At 66.4% G+C, this 17,879-nt stretch carries 14 protein-coding genes; 8 read left to right on the forward strand and 6 right to left on the reverse strand.

The window, feature by feature from the left end:
• Positions 1–9: 9 nt before the first annotated feature.
• On the reverse strand, positions 10–1,794 hold the full coding sequence (locus AC1DZT_RS04825) for a serine protease (protein WP_478005464.1): 1,785 nt from the start codon (positions 1,792–1,794) through the stop codon (positions 10–12).
• Between the two features lie 189 nt (positions 1,795–1,983).
• Between AC1DZT_RS04825 and AC1DZT_RS04830 the strand changes: the two genes are divergently transcribed.
• The 8 genes from AC1DZT_RS04830 to glmM all read left to right on the forward strand — a co-directional run bounded on the left by AC1DZT_RS04830 (position 1,984) and on the right by glmM (position 12,679).
• The gene (locus AC1DZT_RS04830) at positions 1,984–2,925 is read left to right on the forward strand and encodes a glycine--tRNA ligase subunit alpha (protein ID WP_478005465.1); all 942 of its coding nucleotides are present in this window, start codon (positions 1,984–1,986) and stop codon (positions 2,923–2,925) included.
• Positions 2,922–3,410 carry a DUF6446 family protein gene (locus AC1DZT_RS04835; RefSeq protein ID WP_478005466.1) on the forward strand — a complete coding sequence of 163 codons (489 nt, stop codon included), beginning with the start codon at positions 2,922–2,924 and terminating at the stop codon, positions 3,408–3,410. The genes AC1DZT_RS04830 and AC1DZT_RS04835 overlap by 4 nt, the downstream gene beginning before the upstream one ends.
• Positions 3,411–5,723 (forward strand): glycine--tRNA ligase subunit beta, encoded by a 2,313-nt coding sequence (glyS, locus tag AC1DZT_RS04840; protein ID WP_478005467.1) that lies wholly within the window; start codon positions 3,411–3,413, stop codon positions 5,721–5,723.
• A 121-nt stretch (positions 5,724–5,844) separates the two neighbouring features.
• Complete coding sequence (locus AC1DZT_RS04845; protein ID WP_478005468.1) at positions 5,845–8,403, forward strand: putative PEP-binding protein; 2,559 nt, start codon at positions 5,845–5,847, stop codon at positions 8,401–8,403.
• 198 nt (positions 8,404–8,601) lie between these two features.
• A complete protein-coding gene (locus AC1DZT_RS04850; RefSeq protein WP_478005469.1) occupies positions 8,602–9,276 on the forward strand; it encodes a cell wall hydrolase in 675 nt (224 codons plus the stop codon).
• A 96-nt stretch (positions 9,277–9,372) separates the two neighbouring features.
• Positions 9,373–10,281: a dihydroneopterin aldolase gene (locus tag AC1DZT_RS04855; protein WP_478005470.1), complete on the forward strand. Its 909-nt coding sequence runs from the start codon at positions 9,373–9,375 to the stop codon at positions 10,279–10,281.
• A gap of 44 nt (positions 10,282–10,325) precedes the next feature.
• Entirely contained in the window at positions 10,326–11,336 is a 1,011-nt protein-coding gene (gene folP / locus AC1DZT_RS04860) for a dihydropteroate synthase (protein WP_478005471.1), read from the forward strand.
• Positions 11,333–12,679: a phosphoglucosamine mutase gene (gene glmM / locus AC1DZT_RS04865; RefSeq protein ID WP_478005472.1), complete on the forward strand. Its 1,347-nt coding sequence runs from the start codon at positions 11,333–11,335 to the stop codon at positions 12,677–12,679. Before folP ends, glmM begins: the two co-directional genes overlap by 4 nt.
• A gap of 78 nt (positions 12,680–12,757) precedes the next feature.
• On the opposite strand, the gene AC1DZT_RS04870 is transcribed toward glmM, so the two are convergent.
• From AC1DZT_RS04870 to metZ, 5 genes are all read right to left on the reverse strand, one after another.
• Positions 12,758–13,693, reverse strand: coding sequence for a DUF1152 domain-containing protein (locus AC1DZT_RS04870; RefSeq protein ID WP_478005473.1), 936 nt, complete (start codon positions 13,691–13,693; stop codon positions 12,758–12,760).
• A gap of 174 nt (positions 13,694–13,867) precedes the next feature.
• Entirely contained in the window at positions 13,868–14,956 is a 1,089-nt protein-coding gene (gene folE2 / locus AC1DZT_RS04875; RefSeq protein WP_478005474.1) for a GTP cyclohydrolase FolE2, read from the reverse strand.
• 147 nt (positions 14,957–15,103) lie between these two features.
• A complete protein-coding gene (locus AC1DZT_RS04880) occupies positions 15,104–15,913 on the reverse strand; it encodes a DUF2182 domain-containing protein (RefSeq protein ID WP_478005475.1) in 810 nt (269 codons plus the stop codon).
• Positions 15,914–15,922: 9 nt separating this feature from the next.
• Positions 15,923–16,564, reverse strand: a complete 642-nt coding sequence (locus AC1DZT_RS04885; RefSeq protein ID WP_478005476.1) for a DUF1326 domain-containing protein — start codon at positions 16,562–16,564, stop codon at positions 15,923–15,925.
• Positions 16,565–16,671: 107 nt separating this feature from the next.
• On the reverse strand, positions 16,672–17,853 hold the full coding sequence (metZ, locus tag AC1DZT_RS04890; protein WP_478005477.1) for an O-succinylhomoserine sulfhydrylase: 1,182 nt from the start codon (positions 17,851–17,853) through the stop codon (positions 16,672–16,674).
• Positions 17,854–17,879 lie beyond the last annotated feature (26 nt).

Below are 17,879 nucleotides of genomic sequence, written 5' to 3' on the forward strand. Positions count from 1 at the left end.
CCCGAGCCGTTACTCCCAGCAGGAGACCAGAACCGTCATCGCCCGCGCCCCGGCGTTCAGCGCATCCGGCGTGGCCTTGCCTGCGACATAGGCCGAGTTCAGCGTCAGCGCCGGACCCGCCGGATTGCCCAGAACCTGGGTCAGCGCCGCCGCCGTCGCGGCAAAGGCCACGCCTTCGGGCATCTGCTTTGCAGCCCCGGCATCGGAGGGCAGCAACATGCCGACCACGGCGCCGCTGGCGTCCAGCACCGGCCCGCCCGCATCGCCCGGCATCGCCTGCAGCGACAACCGCACCAGACCCGTCTCGCCGTTCAAGCCCGCGCCTTCCTCCAGCGTGCCGCGCGTCATCACCGGCGCGGGCAGCCGCCCGCCATAGGAATAGCCCGAGACCGAAACCGGCGCCCCGACCTTCGGCGGCTCGGCGACGAAGGCCGCGAAACTCGCCGGCGCCAGGGGCACCGCGGGCGTCAGCACGGCCAGCCCGCTTGCCTTGTCGGTGAAGCTCACCTTGGCCTCGACCCCGTGATCCAGCGTCACGGTCTTGCACTGGGCGACCCCCGCCGCCGCCGTCAGGACCGAGCCCTTGCCGTCCACGAAGAAGCCGGTCTGGGCGAGCTTGGCCTTCTTCACCGCCAGCCCGTCGAGGAGGCCACGCTTGGCCGCGGCCTCGAGCGGCACCAGCCCGGGGTCCAGCGCCTTGTCGCCGCTGGAGCGGAAGCTGGACTGCACCATCGGCAGAACCCGCTGCATCTGGCCCGACAGGCTCAGGTTCCACGACAGAAGATAGCCCTTCACATTGGAGCCCGAGACCTCGGCATAGGCCAGAGTCTCGATCTTGTCATTGCGGCCATGAAGGGTGAAGGACTTGTCGCCCAGGCTGCGCTCGCCGTCGGCGGGCATGATGTCCAGCGTCTGCAACACGTTGTAAAGCCCGGCGAGGCTCGCCTTCGTGCCGGGTTCGGAGATCAGCATCGCCGTCAGGCCCGAGCCGCCCTTTTCGGCATAGCGCGCGAAGGGCGGGGTATAGCGGTCGAAGGCCAGCATCGCCATCGGCAGGGTGATCTCGATGCCGGATTCGGCATCGGTGACGGTCTGAAAGCCGAAGCCCGCCTCTTCGCTGCGATAGCCCTCGACCAGTTTCTTGCGCTGCGCCGTGGTCAGCACGCCGGTCGGCTCGAAGCCCTCGGCCTCCTGCCAGCTGGCCATCGACCCGCGCGAGCCGGAACCGATGTTGCCATCAACCTTGCCCGTGTAGAAACCGTACCATTTGAGTGCCGACTGCAGATCCTGCTTGTCGCCATTGGTCAGGGCCGCTTCGGCGGCGCGCGCCTCGGCCACCGTCTCTTCGGGTTGGGCTTCGGGCAGGGTCGAGACTGTCGCGTCCGGCTGGGTCGCTTCCGGCAGGCTCGCATCCGGCGCAGGCGTGGCGGGCGAGGTATCTGCGGGCGCCTCGATCGTCACGTTCGGCTCTCCGGCCACCGGCCAGAAGGGCGCGCGGTAGCTGGCCCCGTCCGAGATATAGCTGTCATCCGGGATCATGTGCTGCGCCATCAGCGCCTGCAGCTGTTCGACCGCCTGATCCGACCCGAAGGGACCAAGGGCGATGCCATACCACCCTGAGTCGAGCTTGAAGCCGCGCACCTGCGGGAAGATCTCCGCATAGGCCTTGGCCCGCGTCAGCGCGGTCGCCAGGTTCGGCTGCGCCTCGATCTGCACCCAGGCCTGATCCTGCGCCATCGCAGGGGTCACCATCATCAGGGCCAAAAAGCCCAAGACCAAACGCAAAATCCGCATCGTCGCAATTACCCTTTTCTCATGCCCCACCGAACGCCCCCCGGCCCGAGGCGGCTTTTTGCAGACTCTAGCATGGCGCTGCGCGGATGCACCCCCCAAAAGCCGCGAAAATCCCAGCCTCGCCCCCTCGTCGCATTGACCCTTTCGCCGCCCTTGCCTATGGAGAGGGCGCATTGACCCGAGGCTGAAATGACCGCAACCGCCCCCACCCCGCCGCGCAGCTTTCAGGAGATCATCCTGCGGCTGCAAACCTATTGGGCCGCGCAAGGCTGCGCCATTCTGCAACCCTATGACATGGAGGTCGGCGCCGGCACCTTCCACCCGGCGACCACGCTGCGTTCGCTCGGCACCAAACCCTGGACGGCGGCCTATGTCCAACCCTCGCGCCGCCCGACCGATGGCCGCTATGGCGAGAACCCGAACCGCTTGCAGCATTACTACCAGTATCAGGTCATCATCAAACCCTCGCCGCCGAACCTGCAGGAGCTGTACCTTGGCTCACTCCGAGCCATCGGCCTTGACCCGAGCCTGCACGACATCCGCTTTGTCGAGGATGACTGGGAAAGCCCGACCTTGGGCGCCTGGGGTCTGGGCTGGGAGATCTGGTGCGACGGGATGGAAGTCAGCCAGTTCACCTATTTCCAGCAGGTCGGCGGCCATGACTGCAAGCCGGTCTCGGGCGAGCTGACCTATGGGCTGGAACGTCTGGCGATGTATGTGCTTGGCATCGACCATGTGATGACCATGCCCTTCAACGACCCTCAATCGCCGATCGCCCTGACCTATGGCGACATTTTCCGCCAGACCGAGGAAGAATATTCCCGCCACAACTTCGATGGTGCGACGACCGACATGCTCCTCCGCCATTTCGAGGATGCCGAGGCCGAATGTCAGCGCCTGCTGGATTTCCCGCCGGAGGACCCGAAGACCGGCAAGCGGATCATCATGGCCCATCCGGCCTATGACCAGACGATCAAGGCGAGCCACCTCTTCAACCTCTTGGACGCGCGCGGCGTGATCTCGGTCACCGAACGCCAAGCCTATATCGGCCGTGTCCGCGCGCTGGCCAAGAAATGCGCCGATGCCTTCCGCCTGACCGAGGCGGGCCGCGACGCAGAGGTTACAGCGTGAATGGCAAACTCGTCGCAGGTTCCATCGTGCTGATCGCGGTCCTTGCGGGCATTGGCGGCTACTGGCTGCAGGAATATGCCTTTTATGAAAAGGTCACCTTCACCCCCGGCTCGGAAATCGTGCTGACCCCGATCTCCTCGGCCTTGCCCGAGGCGATTCCGGTGCATGACCTGCAGGGCATCGACGCCACCTCTTCGCCGCTGCGGTTTCGCGCCTGCTTCACCTCCGAAGTCAGCCTTGCGACCCTGACCGAGACCTACAAGGTCTATGAGGCGCCGACGCCGCTCAACGCGCCCTCGTGGTTTTCCTGCTTCGATGCCGGCAAGATCACCGATGCCCTGGCCACGGGCGAGGCTGTCGCCTTCCTCAGCCAGACCAATGTCGTCCCCAACACCAACGATGTCGAAGTCGACCGCGTCGTTGCCGTTTTCCCCGATGGCCGGGCCTATGCCTGGAACCAGCTCGCCCCCGGCGTGGAGCCTTAGATGCCTGACCTTCTGATCGAACTCTTCTCCGAGGAAATCCCGGCTCGCATGCAGGCCAAGGCGCGTGAGGATTTGCGGAAACTGGTCACCGATGGCCTGGTCGAGGCCGGTCTGACCTATGCCTCCGCCGGCGTGTTTTCCACGCCGCGCCGCCTGACCCTGTCGCTACATGACCTGACCGCCGAAAGCCGCCCCGTGCGCGAGGAGCGCAAGGGCCCGCGCGCCGACGCGCCCCCCGCCGCGTTGGAAGGTTTCCTGCGCTCCACCGGCCTGACGCTCGACCAGTTGGAACGGCGCGAGGACAAGAAGGGCGGCGTCACCCTCTTTGCCGTCATCGAAAAGCCCGGTCGCAAGGCTGCCGAGATCGTGGCCGAGGTGCTCGAAGCCACGATCCGCAACTTCCCCTGGCCGAAGTCGATGCGCTGGGGCTCGGGCAGCCTGCGCTGGGTCCGCCCGTTGCACTCGATCCTCTGCCTCTTGATCGACGAGGCCGGCGCCGCCGTGGTGCCCCTGTCGGTGGACGGGATCGCAGCCTCCAACACGACCGAGGGCCACCGCTTCCTCTCTCCCGGCCGCTTCGCCGTCACCTCCTTTGACGATTACGTCGTCAAGCTGAAGCGCGCCCATGTCGTGCTCGATTCTGCCGAGCGCGAGGCCCATATCTGGCAGGATGCCAAGAACCTCGCCTTTGCCGCCGGTTGGGACGTGGTCGAGGACAAAGGCCTTCTGTCCGAAATCGCCGGCCTCGTCGAATGGCCGGTGCCCCTGATGGGCAAGATCGCGCCCGAGTTCCTGCACCTGCCGCCCGAGGTTCTGCAAACCTCGATGAAGGAACACCAGAAGTTCTTCTCGGTCCGCAACCCCAAGACCGCCCGCATTGAAGGCTTCATCACCGTCGCCAATACCGAGACGGCGGACCATGGCGCCACGATCCTCAAGGGCAACCAGAAGGTCCTTTCCGCCCGCCTGTCGGACGCCCGCTTCTTCTGGGAAAACGACCTGCGCGTGGCCAAGGCCGGCATGGGCGAATGGCTCGAAGGGCTGAAGGCCGTCACCTTCCACAACAAGCTCGGCAGCCAGGCCGACCGCATCGCCCGCATCCAGAGCCTCGCCCACCAGATCGCCCACCTGATCGACGCCAACCCCGATCAGGCCACCGAGGCCGCCCGCATCGCCAAGGCCGACCTGCGCAGCGCCATGGTCGGCGAATTCCCCGAGCTTCAGGGCCTGATGGGCATGTACTACGCCAAGGCCGCAGGGCAACCCGACGCCGTGGCCAATGCCGCCCGCGACCACTATTCCCCCCTCGGCCCGACCGACACCGTGCCCTCCGATCCCGTCTCGGTCGCCGTGGCTCTGGCCGACAAGATCGACACCTTGACCGGCTTTTGGGCGATTGACGAGAAACCTACGGGGAGCAAAGACCCCTTCGCCCTGCGCCGTGCGGCACTGGGGGTTATTCGGTTGGTGTTGGGGAATGTGCTGCGCGTCAAACTATTGGAAGTCTTCATCAGCGCAGCCCTTGACCGCGAAGACAAGCTGCGCAAGCGACTGATGGCTGACCTAGTCGCGAGTTTGATTGCTGACTATGAAAACGGCCGCGAGATATCTGAGCAATTCCGAATTGCCGAAGACAAGGAGGCAATACACGCTTTTGACATGTTCACCAGCGCACCGAAGCAAGGGGTCTCACTTTCGAGAATTCTCCCGCTGGCGGAAAAGATAGCCGACGCTGTGATCGGACATCAGCGAGGTGTCGTATGGCGAAATGCGATTTTGCCCGGCCTCGACGACCTCCTCTCCTTCTTCCACGACCGCCTCAAGGTCTTCCTGAAAGACCAGGGCATCCGCCACGACCTGATCGACGCCTGCCTCGCCATGCCCGGCAATGACGACCTCACCCTCCTCGTCAAACGGGCCGAGGCTCTGGCGGCGTTCCTCAAGACCGAGGACGGCCCGAACCTCTTGCAAGGCTTCAAGCGCGCCAACACGATCCTGACCCAGGCCGAGGCCAAGGACGGCGTCGAATATTCCTACGGCCCCGATGTCAAATTCGCCGAGAACGACGCCGAGCGTGACCTCTTCGCCAAGCTCGACCTCGCCGAGGCCACCATCGCCCCTGCCGTCGCCAACGAAAACTTTGCCGAGGCGATGTGGGCCATGGCCGCCCTGCGCGCGCCGATCGACGCGTTTTTCGAGGCGACCCAGATCAACACCGACAACGCCGTGGTGCGCCGCAACCGCCTGAACCTTCTGCACCGGATCCGCACCATCTGCTCCGGCGTGGCGGACCTCACCAAGATCGAAGGGTAATCCCTTTCATCCAGACGAAAATATCCCGCAGGGGGCCCGGGGGACGCGAAGTCCCCCGGCCTCTCCGCTTGCGCCACGGCCCGCAACGTATATCCTGCACGCGCAAACGAAAGGCGCCGCAGTGCAGAACTTCCCGATCGAATATGCCGAGATCACGCCCACCGCGGCGATCCGCACCGCGCAGCATGGCTGGCGGGCGAAATGCCTGCAGCGTCTGGTCCGGCTCGACATGCCGGTGCCGCGGACCGTCGCCCTGCCCTCGCTCACCGTCCGCTCGATCGCCCAGGGCACCGCGGTCGACACCGCCGCCATCCTGTCGCATTTCGGGCCTGACCCGCTCGTCTCGGTCCGGCCCTCGCCGATGGACCCGAACTGGGGCGGCCCGGGCACCATCCTCAACGTCGGGCTCAACGCCGCCCGCCACCGCATCCTGCGCGACACCCATGGCCAGACCGCCGCCGATGCGATCTATCTGCGCTTCGTCCAGTCCTATGCCACCCATGTCGCCCGCCTCGACCCCGATATCTTCGAGGCCGGCCAGAACACCGCCGAGGCCCTGCGCGAGGCGTTGCGCACCTATGAGCGCGAGATGGACGAGCCCTTCCCCGAGGACCCGGCCCGCCAGCTGACCGAGGTTTTGCGCTCGATGTCGCGGGCCTGGGAGGGGACTTCGGCCCGGCTTTTGCGTCAGGCCAAGGGCGCCCCGGCGGAGGCGGCGCTTGGCCTCGTCGTGCAGCAGATGGCCCAGGGCATCGGCCAGGGCCTGTCGGGCGCTGGCGTCATCCAGTTCGTCGACCCGGTCACCGGTGCGCCACAGGTCACCGGGCGCTACCTTGGCCAGGCGCAGGGCCGTGCCGCGCTGAAGGAAACCGATGCGCTCTACCTGACCCGCGACAAGCGCGGCCCCTCGCTGGAGGAGCTGTCGCCCAAGGTTTTCGCCAGCCTCCTCGCCTATGGCACCGCCTGCCGCGGCAAGCTGCGCGAAGAGATGCAGATCGAATTCACCATCGAGGATGGCCGGTTGTCGGTGATCGACGCGGTGCGCGTCTCGCGCTCGGCCCGGGCGGGTCTGCGGATCGCGGTGGCGATGGCCGATGACGGGATCATCACGCGCGACGAGGCGATCCAGCGGGTCGAGCCGCGCAGCCTGACCGAACTCCTCCACCCCCAGGTCGACCCGCGCGCGCCGCGCGATGTGGTGGCCAAGGGCATCGCCGCCTCGCCCGGGGCTGCGACCGGGCGGATCGTCTTCTCCTCCTCGGCCGCGCAGGCCAGCCAGTCGCGGGGCGAGCCCTGCATCCTCTGCCGCAGGGAGACCCAGCCCGAGGATATCCGCGGCATGCATTCGGCGGCAGGCGTCCTGACCGAACGCGGCGGCACCACCAGCCATGCCGCGGTGATCGCGCGTGGCATCGGTGTGCCCTGCGTGGTGGGCGCCTCGGGCCTCAGGCTTGATTCCAAAGAGAAAAAGATCATCGCCCCCGATGGCCGCGTCTTTGGCGAGGGCGACCAGATCACCGTCGATGGCACCACGGGCGAGGTTCTGGCCGGCTCTGCCGTCATGCTGGCCCCGGCGCTGGACGAGGCCTTCCGCAAGCTTCTGTCCTGGGCCGATGCGGTCCGTGACATCGGGGTGCGTGCCAATGCCGACACGCCGGCCGACGCCGCCACCGCTCGGCGGTTCGAGGCGCAGGGCATCGGCCTCTGCCGGACCGAGCACATGTTCTTCGACGAAGACCGCCTCGTCGTCATGCGCGAGATGATCTTCGCCAATACCCCGCAGGACCGCGCCGCCGCCCTCGCCCGCCTGCTGCCGATGCAGCGCGCCGACTTCGTGCAGCTCTTCTCGATCATGCAGGGCCTGCCGGTCTGCATCCGCCTCTTCGACCCGCCGCTGCACGAATTCCTGCCGCAAAGCCGCGAGGGCCTGCGCGAACTGGCCGAGGCGCTGGACCGCCCGCTTTCCGAAGTGATCCGCCGCGCCGAGGCGCTGTCCGAGGCCAACCCGATGCTCGGCATGCGCGGCGTGCGCCTTGGCGTCGTCCTGCCCGAGATCTACGACATGCAGGCCCGCGCCATCTTTGAAGCCACGGTGGAGATCGGCAAACAGGGCGCCACCGTGGTGCCGGAGATCATGATCCCCCTCGTCTCGGCCCGGCGCGAGGTGGAGCTGGTCAAGACCCATATCGACTCGGTCGCCGCCGCCGTGCGGGTGAAGACCGGGATGAATTTCCAGTACAAGCTCGGCGTCATGGTCGAAACCCCGCGCGCGGCCCTGCGGGCGGGCGAGATCGCGCAGCACGCGACCTTCCTGTCTTTCGGCACCAATGACCTGACGCAGATGACCTATGGCCTCAGCCGCGACGACGCCGGGCGCTTCATGTCGACCTATGTGGCCCAAGGCGTTTTCCCCGAGGACCCCTTCCATTCGCTCGATGTCGACGGGGTCGGAGAGCTGCTTCTGATCGGGGCGGAACGGGGTCGCGCAACCCGCGCCAACCTCGTGCTTTCGATCTGTGGTGAACACGGCGGTAACCCCGAATCAATCGACTTTTGCCGCAAGGCGGGCTTCGATTATGTGTCCTGTTCGCCCTATCGGGTGCCTCTGGCCCGGCTTGCGGCGGCGCATCTGGCCTTGGCCGATCGTGTGGATAACCAGAATTACGACACAATATCATGAATTTGCGCAGGGTTTCTAAAGTATAAACTTAAGAGTTTCGGCGGAAATCCGCGCAAATACCCCCGGATTCCGTGGTATTTAGGCCACGCGGGTAGACCGATGGTTTTTTCCGCTTTAGCCCGGTCAGCCGTCGTCTGTCGCAACCCGGAATAGGGGGCGAAAGGCGGCGTTTGGGGAAACAACCGGGAACACCTGACAATGCGCTTGCACCTCTGCCGGACGCTGGCCACCCTGGCCATGACCGTCCTGACGGGCGCGGCCTTCGCCGATGTGACGGTGAGCCAGTCCAACGATCCGACCACGCTCATGGGGGCACAATTCGCCTCGCTGTTCGGGGCCGAGCATGACACCGTCAATGCCCTGCCCGAAGCCCGCCTTGCCGCCCTGGCAAAGGGGCCTGAAGTTGCCGCACCACGGGGCAAGGGCGCCAAGCCCGTGCTCATCGACTATACCGACGCCTGGCTTGCCAGCCTGCCCGTCCCGCAGGGCGATGGCGAATGGGATTGCCTGCGGCGCGCCATTTATTTTGAATCGCGCGGCGAGGGACTGCAGGGGCAGTTCGCCGTGGCCGAAGTCATCCTGAACCGGGTCGATGACCCGGCCTTTCCGAAAAGCATCTGCGGCGTCGTCCATTCCTCGGGCGGCGGGGCCTGTGCCTTCTCCTACATCTGCGACGGCATCGCCGACACGATGCGCGACCCGGTCGCCACCGACCGCGCCGGACGCATCGCCCGCGCGATGATGGATGGCGCCCCGCGCGCCCTGACCCAGGGGGCGACCTTCTTCCACGCCCGCTGGTCGCGTCCCGGCTGGGGCAATCTGGTCCAGACCGCCGCCATTGGCGGGCATCTCTTCTACAGGACCGCCTCGTAATCCCGCGTCGTGCCGCTTGCACAAGCGGTCGGCTTCGGGCAAGGCATCGGCAGGGTCAGGCGCTAGTCTGGCCCTGTTCACTTTTGGGGGGGCACCATGACCTCAGACATCCGCCTTGCCTTCGCCCATCCCGAAGAGCGCAGTCTTGCCAGCGCCAGCGCCGATCCGCGCGACCGCATCTCGCTGCGCGACCATGTGGTCGAGGTCGATATCGGCGCCTTCCAGAAGGAACGCGGCCACCGCCAGCGCATCATGTTCAACATCGTGGTCGAGGTGCGCCCCGCGCCGCAGCCGCTCAATGACGATGTGGACCGCATCCTGTCCTACGACCGGCTGACCGAGGCGATTGCCGAGGAATTGGCCGCCGAACGCCTGAATCTGCTCGAGACCCTGGCCGAACGCGTGGCCGAGCGTATCCTTGCCGAGCCGCAGGCGATGCGCGTCTTCATCCGGATCGAAAAGCTCGACATCGGCCCCTACAAGCTGGGGGTGGAGATCGTCCGCTCCCGTGCCGAGGCGGCGCTGAAGGTGGTGGGCCACGACGGGCTGGAATCGGCGCTGCATCCGCTGGTGGTCTTTCTCGACAATGCGGCGATTGCGAGCCCCGACCTCGCCCATCGCCTGGATGGCTGGACGGCCACCGGCCTGCCGGTGATCCTGACCGTGGGCCTGCCCGATCTGGCGCAGCCGCAGACCCACCACCGCCCGACCCAGCGCCGGGTCGATCTGCTGGCCATCGAACAGAACGCCTGGGTGCTTGCCGCCCGCGACCCGCGCTGCGTGGTGATGGAAACCCGGACCGAGATCGACTGGGCGATCAAGCGCGGCCAGATGATGGTCTGGGCGCCCTCCAAGATGGTTTTGGACGCGACCGACGGCCCGCAATCGCGCGATCCGGTCACGCTGGCGCTCTGGCTCGCCGAAACCATGGCGGCCGAACGGCTGATCGTTCACGGCTCTGTTGCACTTCCGGCAGGAAGCCGCGTGAAGGTCGAACAGGCCTGAGGCGCGGACTTGCCCCCTGCCCGCATAGCACCTAGTCAAACCCCATGAAATACCTGCGCCCCATCGCGATGAGTGACCCCGCCCGCCCGCCGGAGGCCCTGGCCCTGGCCGGTGGCCCCTGCTGGTTCGACCGGGTCGAGGTGCTGGACCGCAAGGCCGCGCCCCGCATCCTCGCCGCAAGCACCCTGCCGACGGAGGATCTCGCCCGCCTCTCCGCCCCGCGCCCCGCTTTCGGCAGCCTGAGCCTGTCCCAGCCGCGGATCATGGGCATCCTCAACATCACGCCCGACAGCTTCTCGGACGGCGGGCTGTTCCTGCGCCCTGAGGCCGCGGTGATGCAGGCCCGCCTGATGGCCGCCGGGGCCGAGATCATCGACATCGGCGGCGAAAGCACCCGCCCCGGCGCCGCCGAAGTGCCGGTGGAGGAAGAGATCACCCGCACCGCCCCGGTGATCGCCGCCCTGCGCGAGGGTGGCCTCGATCTGCCCATCTCGATCGACACCCGCAAGGCCGCCGTGGCCCGTGCCGCCCTTCGGGCCGGCGCCTCCTGGGTCAATGACGTGACCGCGATGAAGTTCGACCCCGGGATGGCCGCCGTCGTGGCTGAGACCGGCGCGCCGGTGATCCTGATGCATTCGATCGCCACACCCGAGACGATGCAGCACGACCCGCGCTATGACGACGTGCTGCTCGATGTCTACGACGCGCTGGAGGCCCGCGTGGCCGAGGCCGAGGCTGCCGGCATCAAACGCCAGAACATCGCGATCGACCCCGGCATCGGCTTTGGCAAGACCCTGGCCCATAACCTCGCCCTGTTGCAGCGCCTGAGCCTCTTCCACAACCTTGGCCTGCCGGTCCTGCTCGGCGCCTCGCGCAAGCGCTTCATCGGCACCATCGGGACCGAGGCAGAGGCCGCCCGCAGGATGCCCGGCTCGCTCGCCGTGGCCCTTTGGGGTGTGGCGCAGGGCATCCAGATGATCCGCGTCCATGACGTCAGCGAAACACGACAGGCCCTGTCCCTCTGGCAGGCCTCAAGCTCAGGAGTTCCGGCATGACCCGCAAGCTTTTCGGCACCGACGGGGTGCGGGGTCGCGCCAACACCCATCCGATGACCGCCGAGATGGCGCTGAAACTCGGCGCTGCGGCGGGGCGCTACTTCCGTCGCGACGGCGGCTCGGCGCACCGGGTGGTGATCGGCAAGGACACGCGTCTGTCCGGCTACATGCTGGAAAACGCCCTGACCGCCGGGCTGACCTCGACCGGGATGAACGTGCTGCTGCTTGGCCCGGTGCCGACGCCGGCGGTGGGCTTCCTGACCCGCTCGATGCGGGCCGATGTGGGCGTGATGATCTCGGCCAGCCACAACCCGCATCAGGACAACGGGATCAAGTTCTTCGGCCCCGACGGCTTCAAGCTGTCGGACGAGGCCGAGGCCGAGATCGAATCCATCGTGGCGGGCGAGATCACCCCGGCCCAGCCCGAAAACATCGGCCGCGCCAAGAGGATCGAGGATGGTCGCGGCCGCTATCAGGAATTCGTCAAGACCACCTTCCCCGCCGGCCTGACGCTGGAGGGCCTGAAGGTGGTGATCGACTGCGCCAACGGCGCCGCCTACCGCGCCGCCCCCGAGGTCCTGTGGGAGCTTGGCGCCGAGGTGATCCCGGTCGGCGTCACCCCCAATGGCACCAATATCAACGACCGCGTCGGCTCGACCTATACCCAGACCGCGGCCGAGGCCGTGGTGGCGCATGGCGCGCATATGGGGATCTCTCTGGATGGCGATGCCGACCGGGTGATGATCATCGACGAGACCGGCCGCGTCGCCGATGGCGACCAGATCATGGCGCTGCTCGCCTCCCGCTGGGCCACGGATGGCAGGCTCAACGGCGGCACGCTGGTCGCCACCGTGATGTCGAACCTCGGGCTGGAGCGGTTTCTTGCCGCGCGCGGGCTGCATCTGGAACGCACCGCCGTCGGCGACCGCTATGTGGTCGAGGCGATGCGGCGCGGCGGCTGGAACCTTGGTGGCGAGCAATCGGGCCATATCGTGATGACCGACTATGCCACGACCGGCGATGGCCTGATCGCGGGGCTGCAGTTCCTGGCCGAGATGGCGCGCACCGGCCAGCCGGCCAGCCGCCTCGTCACCCAGTTCGAAACCGTGCCGCAGCTTTTGAAGAACGTCCGCTTCGCCGCGGGGATGAAGCCCTTGGATTCCGCCAAGGTTCAGGCCACGATCGCCGCGAACGAGGCGCGGATCGCCGGCAAGGGCCGCATCCTGATCCGCAAATCCGGCACCGAGCCGCTGATCCGCGTCATGGCCGAATGCGAGGATCAGGGACTTCTGGCCGAAGTGGTCGATGAAATCGTCTTTGCCGTCGAACGGGCCGGAACCTAGGCTTGCACGCGTGCAAGCCTGACTTTACCGCGTGATTTCAAAACCTTGCGATCTGGCCTTAACCTTTCTTTAACCCGGTCACAGGGGCAAAGGTCGGCGCGGACGCAAGGGTACGCCGTCATGATGCCCCTCGATGACGCGTGAGGCCTGGCCGAAAGTATCCGTCCGCGCCAGCGCATCGGCAAAGCCCATCTCTTCCACCACCGCGCTGGCCTGAAAGGTCCAGTATTGCGCCATCAAGGGGTTGATGAACAACTCCGACCCCGCGGTGCGCGCCGTGGCCTGATGATTGCCGAACTCGCCCCGCAGGGCACTGGCGATGGAATTGGCCACGATGCTCTGATGCCGGGGCTGACGCTGATTTGCATAGGCCACAAGGTCGAGAAACGCCTCCGTCTCTGGCGTCCCCGAGGCAAGCCCGAAACTGCCGAGATAGCCGCCCGCCCGCACGATCTGCGCCGCGTTCTCCAGAAAGGCATGATGCGAGATGCCGTGGAAATGATCGACGCCAAAGCCGATGCAGGCCAGAAGGCAGCGCTCTCCCGCCGCCCCCACCGCCGCCAGGAGCGAGACGACATCCTCCACCACCGTGCCCAGACCGGGCTCGTCGCCAAAGATCAGCGCATCGGTGCCACCATCGACCAGGATCACCAGATCGGGGTCGAGCCTGGCCAACAGCCCCTCATAGGCCGCCTGCAGGGGCCGCACCCCCGTCTTGGCCAAGCCGTAGACCGGCTCCGCCCAGCCCTGCCGCGCCAGCCACTCCGCCAACCAGCGCTCGGGAAAATAGGGCAGATCGCGCAGATTTTCGCTGACGACCCAGGTCACCGGGTCGAGCGGCTCCGCCCCCGAATCCTGCAAATGCGCAAAGGACAGGTTGGCAAAGTGCACCGCAACCCCGCGCCGGCGCAGATGCACCGCCAGGGGGATGCCCGCGTAAACATCGAAGCCGCCGCCGATCCCGGCGATCAGAACCCGGGACGCCGCCTGCAACCGATCCAGAAAGGGAAACATCAAGAGCCCCGCGCTACCGCCACGGCGCCACTGAACCCGTTTTCAGGCCCAGGTGCAAACTTGCCCTTTCACCTTGACAAAAATATCCCACGGAAGGGTCCGGGAGGGTGTGAAACCCTCCCGGCGCAGGGGGGTTCGGGGGGGCGGCGGCGCCCCCCCGATTTCCCGGCCGACCTACCCGACGTGATACAGCGAGGCGAACAACCGCGGGTCCAGGCTTTCGGCGGCGAAGGTCGGGCCCTCGGTCAGGACCGAGACCGCGTCGTGGCTGTGCAGGCTTTCCTGATGGCTTGCCACGATGCGGAAATCGCGGATCCGGGCATCGCCTTGCAGGGCGAGGCAGAAGCTGCGGGCGGCATCCTCGACGAAGATCGGGTTGGCGGCGTTCAGCTCGGCAAAGGCCTGTTCATCCTCGCGCTTGACCATGACCTGCGTCTCGGTCGGCACCGCCTCGCGGGCGAGGTCGATCAGGTCTTCGAACCAGAGCACCTGGTCGCCCACCACCTCGACCGAAATCCGCGCCACGGAACGTTGCGAATGCGGCGTCGCCAATTGCCCCCGCGTGCGGCGGGCATGTTCGGACAGTTCCAGCGAGCAGGGGCAGGTCGAGGAATAGACGAAGTCCAGATGCACGATCCGCTTGCGCACACCGGCGGTGTCGACCAGTTCCAGCGCGATGTCATAATATTGCCAGCCCGAGAGGCCCGAACGCAGCGAACCCACCTTCACCGGGAAGGAAAACCGCATCTGGATGCGGGCGTCGAAGCTGCCCAGATCGCGTTTGTAATCCTCCAGCGCGTGTTCGATCACATGGAAGGAAAAGTCGCGCTCGGCATGTTCGTAGAAGGACCGCATGATGCGGCTCATGTTGATGCCCTTCTTTTCCGCCTCGAGGCTGACCGTGCCGGTGACCGAGGTTTCCAGCATCACCTCGCCCGCATCGCGGGTACGGTAGCGGATCGGCAGGCGGAAGTTGGAAATGCCCACATGCTGGATGACCTGCTTGGCCCCGACGATCAGGCTGGCGGGGCCGTTCTGCAGGTCGGGCAGGCTGTCCTTGTAGGTCTCATCAACGCGGAACGCCTCGGGATAGGCACGGCTCATCACCGGATAGCCCTGCCCCAGCAGGGCCCCCACTGCCGGGTCGAGCGCGACGATATCCGCCGCACTGGAGCGGTCCGCCCAAAGCTTCAGCACCGCCAGAGCGGCCTCTGCCTCGTCTCGGCCCGGCTTGCGGTCCAGTTCGGGGTCATGGATGTTCATGGCGGCGCTCCCTCGTTCACTACGGTCGCAGAAGGCGGAATATAGGTGATCCGGCCCGCCTTCCCAAGCCCTACCGACATCATACGGCCAAAAGTGACAGTTGGATCAAAGGCGGATGAAAATCGCCACCGGCTGGCGCAGCCCCGCCTAGAGGCGCCCCGCCAGATGCGCGGCAGCCAGCACAAGGCCCGCCGCCAGCAGAACAAAGGCCATCACCCGGGCAAGGGCGGGGCCGGCGGGCGCCAGTTTCTCCAGCGCGACATAGGCCGTCAGGCCGAGAATCCACCAAAGGTTCATCACCCCGCCGACAAACAAGAGCGCCATCAGCGCCCAGCAGCAGCCGAGGCACAGGATGCCGTGCTTGAGGCCGATGCGGAAGGGGCCGAGCTTGCGGAAGCGGGTCAGCATCTCCACCGGGCCGCGGCATTGGGTGAGGCAGGCGGCCTTGGCCGGGGTCAGCTGGTAAAGCCCGGCCCCGATCAGCACCGCCACGGCAAGCCAGGGGGCGGCGAGGCTCATGTACATCGCAGAGATCAGGCCGAAGGCGGCCAATCCGGCCTGGGCCAGGGTGGCCAGAAGGCTCATCCCGGCCCAGATCGCGAGGTAGCCGGCCAGAAAGGCCAGCATCCCGGCAAGGCCGCGCGCCGGGTTCAGCGCGCCGTAGAGAAGGACCGCCGGCGCCGCACTGGGCAGCATCATCGCCACCATCATCAGGAACCACATGTCAAGGATGACGATGCCGTAATCGAGCGTCCAGACCTCGACCCAGACCATGTCCGGCGTGCCCGCCAGCAGTGCGCCGCGCGGTCCGGTCGCCGCCGTCATCTGCAACAGGGACATGCCGGTGCCCGCGCCGGTCAGGATGTAGAAACTGCAGATCAGGACGATCAGCCCCAGGGCCGCCGACATGACCAGCCTGTCGCGGTGCAGCAGATCCCGCAGCCTGTCCTGCGCCATCACGGCACCTCAGGCCGCGTGGTCGATCACGCCCTGGCCGTTCATGTAGACGCGGCACAGATGCGCATGGGTGCCCTTGTTATGGTCGAGCGGGATCGCGCCAAAGGTCGTGGTGGTGCCGCTGGCCATTTCGGCCTGCCGGTATTCGAAGCCATGCGGCAGGTTGATGCGGGCCTGATGCGGGGCGCCGGTCACCGGGTTGCGGATCGGCTCGGTCTTCAGGGTGAAGACGCCGGGCACCTCGACATGGCCCTCGCGGGTCTGCATGTCGGCCGAGGCGGTGATCGGCTTGACCAGAGTCTCCAGCCGGGTCGAGGTCATCTTGTCGAAGATCCAGAAGATCGTCGCCATGTCCTCGGTATCGCCGCCGGAAAAGATCGTCTCCAGCGCGTGGCGCTGCGCCGGCGTGGCGGAGCTGTCGACGACGAATTGCACCGTGCCCTGCCCCATATGGATCGGTCCCGGCCAATGCGCCACCATGGCAACCTTCTGGCCGTCGAGGATCACCTCGCCGTAATGGCCCTTGTGGATGATGAAGGCCACGGCCGCCTCGCAGTTGCCTTTCGTGGGCAAGGCGTTGAACTGACACGGACATCCGTAGGCGCAATTGCAGTTTGCAAGCTCGGTCGCGTCGATTTCCCAAGGCGTCATGATATCCCCCCTTGCGAGGCCGGAAGACCTCGCGGCAAGACTATCACAAATGGGTCCGGATCGGAACCAATTTTGCCCCCGGGTCGCGACGGGCCGGGGGCAAGGGGTCAGATCGCGTCGAGCCCGGCGCGCAGGTCGGCGATCAGGTCGCCCGCATCCTCCAGCCCGACCGAGAAGCGGATTAGGCCGGGGGTGATGCCGAGCTTGTCCTTCTGGTCCTGCGGCAGGCGCTGGTGGGTGGTGGTGGCCGGATGGGTCGCGATCGACTTGGCATCGCCGAGGTTGTTGGAGATCTTGACGATTTCCAGCGCGTTGCAGAAACGGAAGGCCGCGTCCTTGCCGCCCTTCACCTCAAACGTCACCAGGGTGCCGCCCGAACCCATCTGCGCCATGGCGAGCGCGTTCTGCGGATGGCTGGCAAGCCCGGGATAGATCACGCGGGAGACGCGGGTATCGGCCTCCAGCGCCTGGGCAATCTCCAAGGCGGCCGCGGCCATGGCGCGACAGCGCAGGTCCAGCGTCGTCATGCCTTGCAGATGCAGCCAGGCGTTGAAGGGCGAGATCGCGGCCCCGGTGTGCTTGAGGTAAGGCTCGGCCACCTTGCGGATGAAGTCCTTGGTGCCGCAGATGACGCCGCCCAGCGCCTTGCCCTGCCCGTCGATATGCTTGGTCGAGGAGTAGATGATGACATCGGCCCCCTGTTCCACCGCCTTGGAGAAGATCGGCGTGGCAAAGACATTGTCGACGATGACCAGGGCACCCTGGGCATGGGCAATCTCGGAAACCGATTTGATATCAACCAGTTCCAGCGTGGGGTTCGACATCGACTCGAAGAAGACGGCCTTGGTGCCGGGGGTCACCGCCGCGCGCCATTGGTCGAGGTCGGCGCCATCGACGAAGGTCACCTTGACGCCGTAGCGGGTCAGCACCTCTTCCAGGATGTAAAGGCAGGACCCGAAGAGCGCGCGGGAAGAGACGACATGATCCCCCGCCCGCAGCATCGAGGTCAAAGCCCCATTGACGGCGGCCATGCCGGAGGCGGTGGCGAAAGCGTCCTCGGTGCCTTCGAGGGCCGCGATGCGTTCCTCGAACATCCGGGTGGTCGGGTTGCCGTAGCGGGCATAGATGAATTCGTCGTCGCCGGCCTTGATGAAGCGTTGTTCGGCGCTTTCGGCATCGGGATAGGCAAAGCCCTGGGTCAGGAAGATCGCCTCGGCCATCTCGCCATACTGGCTGCGGCGGGTGCCTTCATGCACGAGCTTCGTGCGGGTGTTCCAGTCTTTGCTCATAGCCGGTCTCCAGGCGCCAAACGATC

The organism is Rhodobacter sp. P1_C2, from assembly GCF_056406375.1.